Genomic DNA, 14842 nt, shown 5'->3' with positions numbered 1-14842 from the left:
CAAAAAATCTATTATACTTCTACATTAGAAGTCATTCTAATAAAGATAGAAAAATAAAGGTAAGTTCTAAAAGCAACTTCCACATGACTTTTCAACGTAGAATTTTTTTCGATTTTCGCTTTCTTTTGAGGGGCAAGCGACTTTTTCCCCGTGTTTTTTCAGATCCAAGCCAATGTCAACTTCCAGTTGCCACTCATGAACCCAACTTACTTGCCTAGAACTTAGTGAGTATATTTGTGGTTATTGTCTGCGACCATACATAATACGAATCCCATCAATGAAAATCTCAGTTTAGTCAACAAAGAAAAGTCCTTAGAAACTTGTAGTCTAAGGACTTTGTCTTTCAACTGACTTTAGTGTTTTACTTTTACCCAATCACACTTCCGTTTGGTACAGCTGAATCAACTGTAAGAAGGGTTAATTGTCCATCATGTTCAGCTGAGAGAATCATCCCTTGACTGACATATTTCTTCATCATCTTGCGTGGTTTGAGATTGGCAACGATTTGAACTTTCTTGCCGACCAATTCTTGTTCGTTTGGATAGTATTTTGCAATCCCAGAAAGAATTTGACGATCTTCACCATCGCCAGCATCCAAGCGGAATTGAAGCAACTTATCTGAACCTTCTACTTTAGACACTTCTTTGACTTCTGCGACACGGATTTCGACCTTGTCAAAGTCTTCAAACTTGATTTCTTCCTTGTTTAGTTTGAGTTCAACTTCGTCTGGGTTCCACTCTTTTTCGACTGCTGGTTTGTTGCCTTCCATTTGTTCCTTGATATAGGCGATTTCTTCTTCCATATCCAGACGTGGGAAGATTGGTGTTCCTTTGGCAACTACAGTCACATCTTCTGGGAAGTCAGCCAAGCTCAAGTTTTCAAGACTTGCTACTTCTTCCAAGCCAAGTTGATTCAAGACTGCACGACTTGTTTCCATCATAAATGGCTCAATCAAGTGAGCAACGACACGAAGGCTAGCTGCCAAGTGACTCATGACACTTGCCAATTGATCTCGAAGTGCTTCATCCTTTGCCAAGACCCACGGTGCTGTCTCGTCGATGTATTTATTGGTACGAGAGATCAGAGTCCAGACTGCTTCAAGTGCACGTGGATAGTCAACTGCTTCCATGTAGGTGTGGTAGTCAGCGATTGATTGTTCTACAACCTCAGCAAGAGCATGGTCAAACTCTGTTACACCCTCTACATAGACTGGAATTTGTCCATCAAAGTACTTGTTAATCATAGAAACCGTACGATTGAGGAGGTTCCCAAGGTCATTGGCCAATTCGTAGTTAATACGGCCAACGTAGTCTTCAGGAGTAAAGGTTCCGTCTGAACCAACTGGAAGGCTACGCATGAGATAGTAACGAAGTGGATCTAGTCCATAACGCTCTACCAACATTTCAGGGTAAACGACATTCCCTTTTGACTTAGACATTTTACCGTCTTTCATGACGAACCAACCGTGAGCAATCAAACGATCTGGCAATTTGATATCCAACATCATAAGAAGGATTGGCCAGTAAATCGAGTGGAAACGAAGGATGTCTTTTCCTACCATGTGGAAGACTGTGCCATTCCAGAATTTGTCAAAGTTACCATGTTCGTCTTGACCGTAGCCAAGAGCTGTCACATAGTTAAGAAGAGCATCAATCCAAACGTATACAACGTGTTTAGGATTTGATGGTACTGGAACACCCCATGTAAAGGTTGTACGAGAAACCGCCAAATCCTCTAAACCTGGCTCGATGAAGTTGCGAAGCATTTCATTCAGACGACCATCTGGAGTGATAAATTCAGGATGGGACTTGAAAAAGTCTACCAAACGATCTTGGTATTTGCTGAGGCGAAGGAAGTATGATTCTTCAGAAACCCATTCCACTTCGTGACCTGACGGAGCGATTCCTCCGGTTACATTTCCAGCTTCATCACGGAAAACTTCCGCAAGCTGGCTTTCTGTAAAGAATTCCTCATCTGAGACTGAATACCAACCAGAGTATTCACCCAAATAGATATCATCTTGAGCAAGCAAGCGCTCAAAGACCTGTGCGACAACTTTTTCATGGTAGTCATCAGTTGTACGGATAAATTTATCGTATGAAATATCTAGTAATTGCCAGAGTTCTTTGACTCCAACTGCCATCCCATCAACATAGGCTTGAGGTGTGATGCCAGCTTCTTCCGCTTTTTGTTGGATTTTCTGACCATGCTCATCAAGACCTGTCAGATAAAAGACATCGTAGCCCATCAGGCGTTTGTAACGTGCTAGGACATCACAGGCGATGGTTGTGTAGGCAGATCCGATATGCAGTTTACCAGATGGATAGTAAATCGGCGTTGTAATATAAAAATTCTTTTCAGACATAATTTTTCCTTTCCAGGCAAATGAAACCTGTTTTTCTAACACTTCATTATATCACATTTTTAAGGATTTTCGATAGGGAAATCTATATAAAAACAAGATAGACGAGTGTCCATCTTGTTGATTTTATTCATAACGAAGGGCTTCAATTGGATCAAGTTTCGATGCCTTGTTGGCTGGCAAAACTCCAAAAATCATACCCACACTAGCCGAAACTGCAAGACTAAATAGGGCAACCGGGATTGATACTCCCACTTCTATACCAGCTATCAAACCTTGCAAGAGTAGACCAGCTATAGCTGTTAAGCCTGTCGCAATGGTTAGACCAATGACTCCACCAAGCAAGGTCAAAATCATGGATTCAATCAAAAACTGAATTAAAATATTGGCACGCGTTGCACCCAAAGCCTTACGGAGACCAATCTCACGCGTACGCTCCGTCACCGAAACCAGCATGATGTTCATAACACCAGTCCCACCAACAAAGAGGGAAATCCCCGCAATGGCGCTAATAATCGTAGTTATAAATCCAAAAAGTTGTTGTACTTCTTGGAAGGCTGCAGTCGCATCTGCCACCTGATACTCCCCTTGCTGAAGACCAGCAATCTCGGTCATTTTTCTAGCTAATTCTGGTCCTACAGTTGGTGTCAAACTGGTATCATTAACTCGGAAAACAATATCAGAAATTTCATCCATATTGAAGTTATTGGCAAGAGAAATATTAGTCGTAATGGGAAGTCCACCAATACCAAATGTCTTGACAGCCTTGGCTTCATCGCTAGTATAGACACCAATGACACGATAACTAAAGCCACCAACATCTATAATCTTGTTAACAGCTTCTTGAGCAGATCCAAACAGGCTATTAGCAAGTTCCTGGTCTAGCAAAATGACACTGGCCACATCTTTATAATCCTGAGCTATAAGACTACGACCTGCAACAATTTCATTTTCAACCGCCTTCATGTATGTAATATTTCCACCTGTCAAGCTAGCGCGCTCAACCTTTTTATCTTTATAAGACAGGGTGGTATTTGTCGAGTTGGTTACATAGTAACTATCCACACCCTTAAGTTTGGCCGCCTCCTTAACCCAAGCTTCTTGCGGTTTTGGTGGTTCCACAGGAACATCCTCTTCTTTACCAGAGACCGTCAAAGCTGATTGCTTTTGGGTAAAAGAACCGTCTTTACTTTTAATAGGCGAGAAAAAGACATGAATATTCTTCTGTGACTTGGTCATATTTTTATTAACCTGACGAGACATAGAATCTCCCAGAGCCATAATCACAACAACTGATGACACACCAATGATAATCCCAATCATAGTGAGAAATGAGCGCATCTTGTGGGCCATGATAGATGAAAAGGCAAATTTCAGATTCTGCATCTTAGTTTTCCTCCTTTTCTAACTGAGCACTATCAGATGAAATAACTCCATCTCGAATGACAATCTGGCGTTTGGCATAAGCAGCGATCTCAGGCTCATGCGTTACCATGATAATGGTTTTTCCTTCTTTATTTAGTTCAACCAATAGTTGCATGATTTGGTTACCTGTTTTGGTATCCAAGGCTCCTGTCGGTTCGTCCGCTAGAATAATAGAAGGATTGTTTACCAAGGCACGCGCAATAGCTACACGTTGCTTTTGACCACCAGATAATTCCGAAGGCAAATGGTGACTACGTTCTGTCAACTCAACCTTATCTAGATACTCCTCAGCTAACTTGCGACGTTTTGAAGCCGAAACTCCCGCATAAATCAAGGGCAATTCTACGTTTTGCAGAGCATTCAGTTTGGATAGAAGAAAGAACTGCTGAAAGACAAAACCGATTTGTTGGTTGCGAACCTTGGCTAGTTGTTTTTCACCAAGTCCAGCCACTTCTTGACCTTCAAGATAATACTCTCCACTGGTTGGTGTATCCAACATGCCAATCGTATTCATCAGCGTAGACTTACCAGAACCAGATGGTCCCATAATGGCGACAAACTCACCCTCATTCACTTCTAGGTTGATATTTTTGAGAACCTGCAGTTCTTGGTCACCGTTACGGTAGCTTCTGCAGATATTTTTTAGACTAATTAGTTGCTTCATCAGCCTTCACCTCTTTTCCTTCCTCTAGAGAAGACGTTGGGTTACTGATGACCTTGACTCCATTTGTCAGACCGGAAGTAATTTCTTGATTTTCTGCATCCGCATTCCCCAAACCAACTTCCACTTTTTTAGCCTTTTTCTGCTCGTCAAGAACCCATACATAGTTCTTATCATTTTCAGTCACAACACTTGTTAGAGGAACCAAAATGGCTTTACTCTTATTCTTGACCTCAACACTTACTGAGAATCCTTGTTTCAAATCACCTATTTCACTTGTAACATCGATGGTATATGGATATTTAGAACCAGAATTACCAGCTGCTGCGGCAGTAGCTGCACTTGCTGCTTCACCATTGTTTTTAGGGTAGTCAGAAATGTAGCTAATCTTACCAGTCCAGCTCTTATCTTGGTAAACTTTAGAAGTAAAGGTTACTTCTTGACCGACAGATAAGTTGGCAAGGTTATATTCAGATAGTTCCCCCTTAACTTGCAAGTTTTCATTACTTACGACATGAACGACTACTTGGCTAGCTCCAGTTGGAGATTTAGAAACATTACGGTTGACTTCGACCACAGTTCCTTCTAGAGTGCTGAGAACCGTCATGGCATCCAACTGACTTTGAGCCTTGCTTAATTGCGCTGCTGCATCTGCACGAGCATCACGAGCATCACCTAATTGTGCATCAATAGATGACACTGAATTTCCTGAGACTGGAGCTGGAGTTTGGGCTGTTGCACCTTCGCCTCCTGCTGGCGCTGGTAACTGGGGAGCTGAAGCGGCTTCATTTCGTGCTTGATTGAGTTCGTTGATATGACGATCTGCCTTAGCTACTGCTCGACTCGCTGAATCATAGGCTGCCTGGGCTTCTGAACTACTGTACTTGACTAAAGCCTGCCCTTCACTGACTTTATCACCCACAGAAACAAGGATTTCATCTAAATCACCCTTACTAGCATCAAAATAAACATATTGTTCATTTTTTGCTGTTACTGTCCCTGACAATAAAACAGAGGATGCGACGCTTCCTTCCTTGGAAACAACAAGATGAGTAGGCTCATCTTTTACAGCGGTCTGAGATGGTTGTCTAAAGAGCAAAATCCCCCCAGCACCTAATACAACTACACTGGCAGCACCGATTGCTGCATACAATTGCCACTTTTTAGCTTTACGATTCTTCTTCATAATGAAACTCCTTTTTGATTTAAAGTCCTTAACAATATTATATAAAAATTAGCAAATATAAACAATAACCATTCAGAACGAAATAATGACATTTCAGGATTTGATTATTGTTCGGAATCTATTTTTATCACCGTTGTACTAGTTATATAATACACTTTATTTTTCTTTTTTGCAAGCCTTTTCTTTAATTTTTTTGAACGTAGCAGATTTTTGCAATCAGATAAAAAAAAAGATAGAATATGACTATCAAAAAATGACACTCTACTATTTAAAAGAGTATAAAGGAGTTTTAAATGAGAGAATATGATATCATTGCTATCGGTGGAGGTAGTGGAGGAATTGCTACCATGAACCGTGCTGGTGAACACGGAGCCAAAGCGGCCGTTATTGAGGAAAAGAAACTAGGTGGAACCTGTGTCAACGTCGGTTGTGTTCCTAAAAAAATCATGTGGTACGGAGCACAAATCGCTGAGACTTTCCATCAATTTGGAGAAGACTACGGCTTTAAGACTACTGATCTTAACTTTGACTTTGCTACCCTACGTCGCAATCGTGAAGCCTATATTGATCGCGCTCGTTCTTCTTATGATGGCAGTTTTAAACGCAACGGAGTAGACTTGATTGAAGGTCATGCTGAATTTGTAGATTCTCACACTGTTAGCGTAAATGGTGAACTGATTCATGCTAAACATATTGTGATTGCTACTGGTGCCCACCCAAGTATTCCAGACGTTCCTGGTGCTGAACTAGGTGGCTCTTCTGATGATGTATTTGCTTGGGAAGAATTGCCAGAGTCAGTTGCTATTCTAGGCGCTGGTTATATTGCCGTTGAATTGGCTGGCGTACTCCACACCTTTGGTGTCAAGACAGATCTCTTTGTTCGTCGCGACCGTCCTTTACGTGGTTTTGATTCTTACATCGTTGAAGGTCTGGTAAAGGAAATGGAAAGAACAAACTTGCCACTTCATACTCACAAAGTCCCTGTCAAGTTAGAAAAAACTGCTGAAGGCATTACCATTCATTTCGAAGATGGTACTAGTCACACAGCTAGCCAAGTTATCTGGGCTACTGGTCGCCGTCCAAACGTTAAGAGCTTGCAACTTGAAAAAGCTGGAGTAACTCTGAACGAACGTGGCTTTATCCAAGTGGATGAATACCAAAATACTGTTGTTGAGGGAATCTATGCTCTAGGTGATGTAACGGGCGAGAAAGAACTGACTCCAGTAGCTATCAAGGCTGGGCGTACCCTATCTGAACGTCTCTTTAACGGAAAAACAACTGCAAAAATGGACTACTCAACTATTCCAACCGTTGTTTTTTCACACCCTGCTATCGGAACGGTTGGTTTGACAGAAGAGCAAGCTATTAAAGAATACGGTCAAGACCAAATCAAGGTTTACAAATCAAGCTTTACGTCTATGTACTCTGCTTGCACTGACAACCGTCAAGAAACACGTTTCAAATTGATCACAGCAGGTTCAGAAGAAAAAGTTGTCGGACTTCATGGAATTGGCTATGGTGTTGATGAAATGATTCAAGGATTTGCTGTTGCTATCAAAATGGGAGCAACCAAGGCAGACTTTGATGCAACTGTGGCGATTCACCCAACTGCATCCGAAGAATTTGTAACTATGCGTTAATCGACATAAAAGAAGCTGATACAAATGTATTTGCTTCTTTTTTGATGTTTTCGAATCGATGAAAACAACTTAACCAGTAAGCAAAATCGGCCGTTACAGTTTTTGTTACCTTGTTTTAAAAAATTGGTTGACAATAATTACTCTACGAGTATAATAGTTACTATACATCAGAAAAGAGGTTAACTATTTTGAAAAAAGCTCACGTTTATGCCATCCCTGCTATTGGGGCTGCTCTCATTGCTGTTTTGGCACAAATCAGTCTTCCAATTGGACCTGTCCCCTTCACTCTGCAAAACTTTGCAATCGGCTTGATTGCTACTGTCTTTAGACCTAGAGAGGCTGTACTTTCTGTTGGACTCTATCTTCTTCTAGGTGCAATCGGTCTTCCTGTCTTTGCAGGAGGTGGAGCTGGATTTCAGGCTTTAGTTGGCCCTACTGCGGGCTATCTTTGGTTTTATCTTGTATACTCTGGACTTACCTCTTCTCTAACTAACAGTGATAGTGGTTTTGTCAGAATTTTTCTAGCAAATCTCTTGGGAGATACACTTGTTTTTGTCGGTGGGATTCTCAGCTTGCATTTCCTGGCTGGGATGGCATTTGAAAAAGCTCTTGTTGTGGGGATCATTCCCTTTATCATTCCAGACCTTGGTAAACTTCTGGCTATTAGTTTTATTAGCCGTCCCCTACTTCAACGCCTTAAAAATCAGGCTTACTTTACTAACTAAAAAAGGATATCGAGTTATCATGACTCAGTATCCTTTTCTTTTATTTTGAAAACTTAATTGCCTTTAAAGGCATCCACCATCGTTTGAAATTCTTCATTGGAAAGAGTAATTCCTTTGCCCATCTTCGTATGGTCTGGGCTCCAAGCACGAATATCAAACTTTGCAGGGGCACCATTAAAGCTCACACGGTTGATTTCCTTGGTCCAACCTTTTTCGTTTTCAGAAAGAGTCAACAAATGCTCTTCGATTTCAAATGTAAATTCTGCCATTTTCTTCTCCTTTTTTAGCTTTCATTAGTTTATTCGTAAAATCTTGTAGATTTTAGGAAAATTTTATATAATATTGATATAAAAGAAGGGAGGCCACTATGAAACATAAATTCCAGCAAGTTCTAGATAAAATACATGACTTTTTAAATGGACATGACCAACCTGACCATACTGAAAGCAACTCCCTTACAGCCACTATTGAAGAGGCTATCCAGAAACAAACCGCTGTTCACCTTATCTTGTCTGAGACAAGTTTTACAGGTGATATCATCAAATACGATCAGCAACGCCAGCAAATTATCGTGAAAAATTTTGCCAAAAATGTGACCCGTATTATCCGCATAAGCGATATTCAACGCCTGCGATTTGTCCCTTCAACTGTCCAAACAGCCCAAAAAAATAGATTTAAGAAAGAGTGAGATGTAGTTGCTTCATCCCACTCTTTTTTCTTAGCGAATTTGTTCAAAATGTAAATGAACCGCGATATGATCTCCATAACCACTTCTTTCCAAGTCACGTTGTAAACGATAGGAAATGTAGTGTTCTGCAATGGTAATGTAACCTGCACCCAGCAAACGATGTTCAACCATAGACTGAATCATGCTAATAGTAGCACGTTCCACTTTGGCTTCTTCCAAATCCAAAACCACTTTCTTAGTGACTTGTGCAAGGTTTTGACGCAAATCATCTGTCAATACATAGACAGTCTGGGCTGCCTTTAAGATAGCTTGGTAAATCTTATCTGGATTAAATTCAGCAATTTCTCCATCACGTTTGATTACTTGCATAGGTTTCTCCTTTATTCTTTGTTTTCTTTGATTTCTGCCAGCATTTTTTCTTCTTCTGCTGTCAGTTGATAATGTTCAAGCAAATCCGGTCTGCGTTCATAGGTTTTCTTTAAACTCTCATACAGGCGCCACTGACGAATCTTTTCATGGTGTCCACTCATCAGTACATCTGGCACGACCATACCTCGATAATCGTAGGGACGTGTGTACTGAGGATATTCAAGAAGGCCAGAAGAAAAACTATCATCTTGGTGGCTGGACTCCTTACCAATCACTTCTGGAATCAGGCGTACCGTAGCATCAATCATGGTCATAGCCGCCAACTCTCCACCAGTCAAGACATAGTCGCCCAGGGAGATCTCATCTGTCACCAAGGTCTTAATGCGCTCATCATAACCCTCATAGTGCCCACAGATAAAGATTAGCTCTTCCTCTTGAGCCAAATCCTCAGCATAAGCCTGATCAAACTGCTTTCCAGCAGGATCGAGGAGAATGACGCGCGGATTTTTCTTTTCAATAGCATCAAAGGCATCGAAAATGGGTTGAGCTCGGAGCAACATCCCCTGGCCACCTCCATAGGGCTCATCGTCTACATGGCGGGCCTTTTCAGCATTTTCTCGGAAGTTATGATACTGGATGTCCAAGAGCCCTTTTTCGCGAGCCTTTCCAACAATTGAGTGCTCCAGTGGAGAAAACATCTCTGGAAAAAGGGTTAAAATATCAATCTTCATCGTCTAACCCTTCTAAGATTTCCACATCGACGCGGTTATTTGGAATATCAACATTGAGAACCACTGGTGGGATATAAGGCAATAACAAATCACGCTTGCCTTTTCGCTTGACCACCCAGACATCGTTGGCACCTGGTTGCAGGATTTCTTTGATAGTTCCAATCATGTTATCACCCTCATAGACTTCCAAACCGATAATCTCGTGATAGTAGAATTCACCATCGTCTAGGTCATTCAAATCTTCCTCAGCAACCTTGAGACTGTATCCCTTGTACTTTTCGATAGCGTTGATATGGTACATATCTTTGAATTTAATAATGTCAAAGTTCTTCTGTTTACGGTGGCTAGCGATGGTCACTGTTTGAACAAACTGATCTTTTTCATCAAACAAAGCCAGCTCAGTACCTTTTTTAAACCTTTCTTCTGCAAAATCCGTCACAGACAAGACTCGCATCTCACCCTGCAACCCCTGCGTATTGACGATTTTCCCAACATTAAAGTAGTTCATCTTGTCTCCTGTACTCTATTTCTTTCCATCTTATTCGGACAATTCTCGAATAATAGTCACAATTTTTTCTGATTCTGACCATTGTAAATAATGGTGATTCCCTCCTAAAATGAGTTTAGTATTGGAGGTCCAATATTCTGATTCTCTGTACTCTTTTTCTCTATAAGCCTGACAAAAAATAAACACAGGGATATAAGATTCTATAGGTGCATTCTCAAAATCTTCCTCAGTAATCTCTCCAGATATCTGAAATCCTGGATCTTGATTTTCCAATTCTGAGCCTTTTTCTTGCATTAATTCCCAGATTTTTTTATTAGTTTCAGGGCTAAATGTGGCTTGAGTTAAGTTCTTAAAATAAAGTTCAGGACCACACTCCTCAATCAGCCTCATCTGCTCTTCCATTTCTGGATAAGGATTTTCTGAAAAATCAGCAAACATGACTTTTTTAGTTGTCGGTTCCATTGCTACTAAAGCCTGACACTTAATTGGTTTATTGAGCAATTTACAAGCTAAAATTCCACTCAAACTATGTACACAAAGTATATATTCAGAAATCCCTAATTCTTCAAGTACTTTATAAACCGCATCTGCAAGATTATCTAGATTTTTTCCAGCTTGGTCATGAATCGGACTCCTACCTGTGTTCGGAAAATCAATTGTCAAATAACCAATTGTAGGAGGAAGTTTTTCAAGTATAAGTGAAAAATTTTCATAACTTGGTAGCAAACCTGCTCCGTTTAGACAAACTAGCACTTTCTTTTGCTTTTGATAAGTAACAGAGAGACTACCAATTTCTGTAGATACTTCAAACCTCTTCATAAAGAAATCCACTCATTCTATATAATGAATTATTAAAAATCCTTATCCTTTATTTTAACACGTTCCAAGGATTTTCTCAAGTTGGATAAATCTCATCTTACGGAGCTACTACTTCTTCAAAAAATTCACCAACTATCTGATTAAACTCTTTAGGATGGTCATTCATCGGTTGGTGTTTACTATCTGAAATCGTTACTTGACGCGCATTGGGATTTAAGGCAATGATCCCATCATAGATCATTTTTAGGTGTTTGGGAAAATCATTTTCGCCTCTTACTAATAGCATAGGAGGATTGCCATGATAACCTTCTATCTCATGGACAGCCATAAAACCTGTGATTCCAAGGTTCAAAAAAACATCTCGCCCAGTTTCTATAATGGCCGTCTTGATTAATTCTCTTGTAATAGGATTATCTGTACACATTTTTGAGTTCTTATCTGCAATCAACTTCCAAGGAATCGTTTTGTACATAAGGGAACTATATTTTATGCGATTTCTCTCTTTATCTGATAGGTAACGATGCTGTCCCCAACTATCTACCATGACCAAGGCTAGAACTCTTTCTGGATGGCGATAGGTATACTCTTGAAGTGGATTTCCTCCCCAAGAATGTCCGACCAATATCACCTTATCCAACTGGAAATAGGACAAAATAGCACCTACATCTTGAACAGCACCTTCTAAGTCGGGTAGGCCAACCTTCATAGGTGATTCACCCTGTCCTCTAACATTGACAAAGTAGAGGTCAAATCCTTCAAAAGCATCATACTGGTGGGCCCACATCTGACTACGGCCACAAGCTCCATGATAAAAAATAATGTGGCCTTTATTTGTGTTTCCAGGACGATGATATATAGCCAAGTCACAATCTAAGACTGGTATAATGTGACGTACCAAAGTCTCAGGTTTTCTGTTATAAAAAGCAATAGCTTCAGCTATATCATTTTGCTTCATTTCTAAACTCTCTCTTCTTTATCCTAGTATTATTCTTTTTATCTATTTTATCATGCTATATTAAAATCATCATTTTCTAAACTTAATTCCATTAAAAATTTTGAATTTTCTGTATCATTTAGATTAAGAAAAAGACTGCTAAGCAATCTTTACTTTCTTCTCATCAGATTCATGCCTAAAATTCCAGCAATAATCATAGTGGCTCCTATCACATGGTAGCTATAAATTGGTTCGTGGAGGACAAGAGCTCCGGCTAGAATAGTCAAAACTGTTCCAAGATTTCCAAAGACACTGACGGTTGATGCTCCAAGTCGAACAATAGCATAGATAGAGAGACTACCAGTAACGATAGAGGCTAGAATTCCCAAATAGAGAATGGAAAGCAGATAAGGAAGCTGTCCGAGCGGCACAAAGTAAGCTAATATGTTGCCATATAGATAGTGCGAGGTCAGACTCAGCGTATTAAAGGTGACGAAGCCAACAAATATCACAACAGCTGTCATATCCATCGCCCGATAGCGATCTCCTTTAGCCTTGCTAAGGATATTGTTTAGTGCATTGGCGAGAACAGATCCCAACATCAAGAGAAAGCCAAAACTAGCAGTCTCAGTACCAAAGTTAGCTCCTTTACTAAGGAAGATGAAAACTACTCCTGCAACGGATAAAAATAAAAAGAACTTTTGAAGCAAGCTTGTCTTTTCCTTGAGAAAAGCCGATGCTAAAAGGAGAGTAAAAATCGGGACAAGAGCCTGTAAAATTCCAGCTTCAGAAGACGATATATACTGTAAAGCAAAGGATTGAAAAATAAAAAAGAAAAGCGGATAGAAAAGGCTCATAGGAAGAATAGAAAGAATATCTTTTCTACTTAAACTCACTTTGATAAGTTTGGTTTGATGAAGAACGACCATTACTAAAGCTGCAATTGTATAGCGATGCGCTAAGTTTGTGAGAGGACTGGCATAGCCTAAAGCAATCTTAGTAAATAAAAAAGAAAAACCAATGATTGCTGAAAAGGATAAGGCAGCTATGTATGCTTTTGTTTTCTCGTTCATAGATTGTTACTCCCTTTAAAAGTAGCTATTCTCAAGATAGATCAACTAGAATTCGTTGAGACTGTCTTTCCATTGTAGCATAGTAGAATGCTAGATGCTATTTCTAGGATTAGTATTTTATGCCTACTATCACCCTTTATCTAGTTCATTGACTAAAAAGGATTCAGCAAGTCTGATCTGCTTTTCTCGTTCTTGTCTAACAAGTTCTAACTTATCTGCCTCTTGGAGATTACTCACTTTGATAATGTAAACTGCCAGTTTCATTGTTTTCTATTTACTAGCTAGACCAATATAGGTGAAATCTTCTTTATAAGAAAAAAATCATTTCTTATTCTCTTAGAAATTCTCTAAAAAGCCTTCCAAATCTCGTTCATGCTGATATTTGATAGCCGCCTTTTTGTCTTTTTCAAAAATGGTCTTGGTTAGATCTATGTCGTTGATGGCCGCAATTGCGACAGTGTAGTGAATGATATCAGCCAATTCTTTTGCTAGTTCCTCGTTCGAATCTTGAACTCCTTCTTTTCGACCAGAGCGTCCATTTAAAACCTCAGCAACTTCTCCAACTTCTTCTACTAGCTTAATAAAAAGCCCTTCTTCTGTTCTAGATTGTCGGTAATGGTCAAGTAAATACTCCTCTAGTTGTCTAACTGTTAAATCTCTCATTCTTTCTCCTTGCAAAAAAAGCGAGACATTCGTCCCGCCCTTCTTATTTTTCGTCAATAACGATTCTTACTTTTTTGTCTTCAGTTGGGACAGAGTAGACAATCGTTCTTATCGCAGAAATAGTGCGACCCTTACGACCGATTACACGACCCACATCGCTTTGATCAAGATCCAAATGATATTCCAAAAATTCTGGTGTATCTTCAATCTTGATAGTTAAGGCATCTGGTTGTGAAATCAAGGGTTTCACAATCGCAATAATAAGATTTTCAATCGTATCCATCTGTCAACCTACTTTAAACTTATTTTGAGAATTTAGAATCGTGGAATTTTTTCAATACGCCTTCTTTTGAAAGGATGTTACGTACTGTATCTGAAGGTTGAGCTCCATCAGCCAACCATGCAAGAACGCGGTCTTCTTTCAAAGTTACTTGGTTTTCAGCAACAAGTGGGTTGTAAGTTCCAACTGTTTCGATGAAACGTCCGTCACGTGGTGAACGTGAATCTGCTACGTTGATACGGTAGAAAGGTTTTTTCTTAGAACCCATACGAGTCAAACGGATTTTAACTGCCATTTTTAAAGTCTCTTTTCTTATTTTTTATTTTGGTGAAATAGCTGAGCTATTTAACACATGTTCTATTATAGCAGATTTCTGACAGGTGTCAAGAAAAAAACTTGACAGACTATAAAATTCTTAAACCATTTATAAATTCGTTAGAAGTAGGAAATAAATGTTTGAAAGAGGCTATCAGTGAATACTATTTTATACTCAATGAAAATCAAAGAGCAAACTAGGAAGCTAGCCGCAGGCTGTACTTGAGTACGGCAAGGCAAAGCTGACGTAGTTTGAATTTGATTTTCGAAGAGTATTAGAAACATTTTATAAAGACCATCAACTCAAACCCTTCATGACAACTTTTCAGAAGAGGAATTGGCAATCGTGGATACAAATTGACTCCAAAGGGGGAGCAGATACTGAAACAATGCAAGGATATTATCGACCGTCATCCAAAGAAGAATCTCTAATCAAGTGATTTTGGGTTGGCTTCCTCTTAAA

General features: G+C 39.7%; 18 protein-coding genes. 3 read left to right on the top strand and 15 right to left on the bottom strand.

The genetic code is table 11. The features are described from left to right. Positions 1-367 precede the first annotated feature (367 nt). The 4 genes from metG to D8849_RS06185 form a co-directional block, all read right to left on the bottom strand. The gene (metG, locus tag D8849_RS06200; protein WP_125386528.1) at positions 368-2365 is read right to left on the bottom strand and encodes a methionine--tRNA ligase; all 1998 of its coding nucleotides are present in this window, start codon (positions 2363-2365) and stop codon (positions 368-370) included. Positions 2366-2488: 123 nt separating this feature from the next. Beyond that, on the bottom strand, positions 2489-3748 hold the full coding sequence (locus D8849_RS06195) for an ABC transporter permease (RefSeq protein ID WP_125386527.1): 1260 nt from the start codon (positions 3746-3748) through the stop codon (positions 2489-2491). Position 3749: 1 nt separating this feature from the next. Continuing rightward, the gene (locus D8849_RS06190) at positions 3750-4451 is read right to left on the bottom strand and encodes an ABC transporter ATP-binding protein (RefSeq protein ID WP_000811471.1); all 702 of its coding nucleotides are present in this window, start codon (positions 4449-4451) and stop codon (positions 3750-3752) included. Beyond that, positions 4435-5637 carry an efflux RND transporter periplasmic adaptor subunit gene (locus tag D8849_RS06185; RefSeq protein ID WP_185756219.1) on the bottom strand — a complete coding sequence of 401 codons (1203 nt, stop codon included), beginning with the start codon at positions 5635-5637 and terminating at the stop codon, positions 4435-4437. The genes D8849_RS06190 and D8849_RS06185 overlap by 17 nt, the downstream gene beginning before the upstream one ends. 290 nt (positions 5638-5927) lie before the next feature. Here D8849_RS06185 and gor point away from each other — a divergent pair, with 290 nt between their 5' ends. Beyond that, positions 5928-7274, top strand: coding sequence for a glutathione-disulfide reductase (gene gor / locus D8849_RS06180; protein WP_125386525.1), 1347 nt, complete (start codon positions 5928-5930; stop codon positions 7272-7274). A 188-nt stretch (positions 7275-7462) separates the two neighbouring features. Next, positions 7463-7999: a biotin transporter BioY gene (locus D8849_RS06175; protein WP_125386524.1), complete on the top strand. Its 537-nt coding sequence runs from the start codon at positions 7463-7465 to the stop codon at positions 7997-7999. Positions 8000-8052: 53 nt separating this feature from the next. Here D8849_RS06175 and D8849_RS06170 read toward each other — a convergent pair whose 3' ends face one another. Continuing rightward, positions 8053-8268, bottom strand: coding sequence for a YdbC family protein (locus D8849_RS06170; protein ID WP_000807422.1), 216 nt, complete (start codon positions 8266-8268; stop codon positions 8053-8055). 98 nt (positions 8269-8366) lie between these two features. Here D8849_RS06170 and D8849_RS06165 point away from each other — a divergent pair, with 98 nt between their 5' ends. Beyond that, positions 8367-8687, top strand: a complete 321-nt coding sequence (locus tag D8849_RS06165; protein WP_125386523.1) for a hypothetical protein — start codon at positions 8367-8369, stop codon at positions 8685-8687. Between the two features lie 30 nt (positions 8688-8717). Here D8849_RS06165 and D8849_RS06160 read toward each other — a convergent pair whose 3' ends face one another. The 10 genes from D8849_RS06160 to rpsP all read right to left on the bottom strand — a co-directional run bounded on the left by D8849_RS06160 (position 8718) and on the right by rpsP (position 14359). Next, complete coding sequence (locus tag D8849_RS06160) at positions 8718-9056, bottom strand: ATP cone domain-containing protein (protein WP_001196040.1); 339 nt, start codon at positions 9054-9056, stop codon at positions 8718-8720. Between the two features lie 11 nt (positions 9057-9067). Further along, positions 9068-9787, bottom strand: coding sequence for a tRNA (guanosine(37)-N1)-methyltransferase TrmD (gene trmD / locus D8849_RS06155; RefSeq protein ID WP_000686915.1), 720 nt, complete (start codon positions 9785-9787; stop codon positions 9068-9070). Then, entirely contained in the window at positions 9777-10295 is a 519-nt protein-coding gene (gene rimM, locus D8849_RS06150) for a ribosome maturation factor RimM (RefSeq protein ID WP_125386522.1), read from the bottom strand. The genes trmD and rimM overlap by 11 nt, the downstream gene beginning before the upstream one ends. Positions 10296-10325: 30 nt before the next feature. Further along, a complete protein-coding gene (locus tag D8849_RS06145; RefSeq protein ID WP_125386521.1) occupies positions 10326-11114 on the bottom strand; it encodes an alpha/beta fold hydrolase in 789 nt (262 codons plus the stop codon). 97 nt (positions 11115-11211) lie between these two features. After that, complete coding sequence (locus D8849_RS06140; protein ID WP_125386520.1) at positions 11212-12069, bottom strand: alpha/beta fold hydrolase; 858 nt, start codon at positions 12067-12069, stop codon at positions 11212-11214. A gap of 149 nt (positions 12070-12218) precedes the next feature. Next, the gene (locus tag D8849_RS06135) at positions 12219-13121 is read right to left on the bottom strand and encodes a DMT family transporter (protein ID WP_125386519.1); all 903 of its coding nucleotides are present in this window, start codon (positions 13119-13121) and stop codon (positions 12219-12221) included. A 129-nt stretch (positions 13122-13250) separates the two neighbouring features. Then, a complete protein-coding gene (locus D8849_RS10640; protein ID WP_260467574.1) occupies positions 13251-13385 on the bottom strand; it encodes a hypothetical protein in 135 nt (44 codons plus the stop codon). A 72-nt stretch (positions 13386-13457) separates the two neighbouring features. Then, complete coding sequence (locus D8849_RS06130) at positions 13458-13784, bottom strand: MazG nucleotide pyrophosphohydrolase domain-containing protein (RefSeq protein WP_125386518.1); 327 nt, start codon at positions 13782-13784, stop codon at positions 13458-13460. Between the two features lie 43 nt (positions 13785-13827). Beyond that, positions 13828-14067, bottom strand: a complete 240-nt coding sequence (kphA, locus tag D8849_RS06125) for an RNA-binding protein KphA (protein WP_000379617.1) — start codon at positions 14065-14067, stop codon at positions 13828-13830. A gap of 19 nt (positions 14068-14086) precedes the next feature. Beyond that, positions 14087-14359: a 30S ribosomal protein S16 gene (gene rpsP, locus D8849_RS06120; RefSeq protein WP_000268760.1), complete on the bottom strand. Its 273-nt coding sequence runs from the start codon at positions 14357-14359 to the stop codon at positions 14087-14089. Positions 14360-14842: the final 483 nt, after the last annotated feature.

The organism is Streptococcus mitis, from assembly GCF_003942765.1.
In the GTDB taxonomy this organism is placed as follows: domain Bacteria; phylum Bacillota; class Bacilli; order Lactobacillales; family Streptococcaceae; genus Streptococcus; species Streptococcus mitis_BE.
The sequence above is the reverse complement of the archived record's forward strand: the minus strand, read 5'-3'. Positions and strand labels throughout refer to the sequence as shown.

Bases quoted from the DNA above. Each gene is read 5' to 3' on its own strand.
- D8849_RS06195 (WP_125386527.1), bottom strand. From the start codon at position 3,748: ATGCAGAATCTGAAATTTGCCTTTTCATCTATCATGGCCCACAAGATG.
- D8849_RS06135 (WP_125386519.1), bottom strand. From the start codon at position 13,121: ATGAACGAGAAAACAAAAGCATACATAGCTGCCTTATCCTTTTCAGCA.
- D8849_RS06170 (WP_000807422.1), bottom strand. From the start codon at position 8,268: ATGGCAGAATTTACATTTGAAATCGAAGAGCATTTGTTGACTCTTTCT.
- D8849_RS06145 (WP_125386521.1), bottom strand. From the start codon at position 11,114: ATGAAGAGGTTTGAAGTATCTACAGAAATTGGTAGTCTCTCTGTTACT.
- D8849_RS06160 (WP_001196040.1), bottom strand. From the start codon at position 9,056: ATGCAAGTAATCAAACGTGATGGAGAAATTGCTGAATTTAATCCAGAT.
- gor (WP_125386525.1), top strand. From the start codon at position 5,928: ATGAGAGAATATGATATCATTGCTATCGGTGGAGGTAGTGGAGGAATT.
- rpsP (WP_000268760.1), bottom strand. From the start codon at position 14,359: ATGGCAGTTAAAATCCGTTTGACTCGTATGGGTTCTAAGAAAAAACCT.
- D8849_RS06165 (WP_125386523.1), top strand. From the start codon at position 8,367: ATGAAACATAAATTCCAGCAAGTTCTAGATAAAATACATGACTTTTTA.
- rimM (WP_125386522.1), bottom strand. From the start codon at position 10,295: ATGAACTACTTTAATGTTGGGAAAATCGTCAATACGCAGGGGTTGCAG.
- metG (WP_125386528.1), bottom strand. From the start codon at position 2,365: ATGTCTGAAAAGAATTTTTATATTACAACGCCGATTTACTATCCATCT.
- D8849_RS10640 (WP_260467574.1), bottom strand. From the start codon at position 13,385: ATGAAACTGGCAGTTTACATTATCAAAGTGAGTAATCTCCAAGAGGCA.
- trmD (WP_000686915.1), bottom strand. From the start codon at position 9,787: ATGAAGATTGATATTTTAACCCTTTTTCCAGAGATGTTTTCTCCACTG.
- kphA (WP_000379617.1), bottom strand. From the start codon at position 14,067: ATGGATACGATTGAAAATCTTATTATTGCGATTGTGAAACCCTTGATT.
- D8849_RS06130 (WP_125386518.1), bottom strand. From the start codon at position 13,784: ATGAGAGATTTAACAGTTAGACAACTAGAGGAGTATTTACTTGACCAT.
- D8849_RS06190 (WP_000811471.1), bottom strand. From the start codon at position 4,451: ATGAAGCAACTAATTAGTCTAAAAAATATCTGCAGAAGCTACCGTAAC.
- D8849_RS06140 (WP_125386520.1), bottom strand. From the start codon at position 12,069: ATGAAGCAAAATGATATAGCTGAAGCTATTGCTTTTTATAACAGAAAA.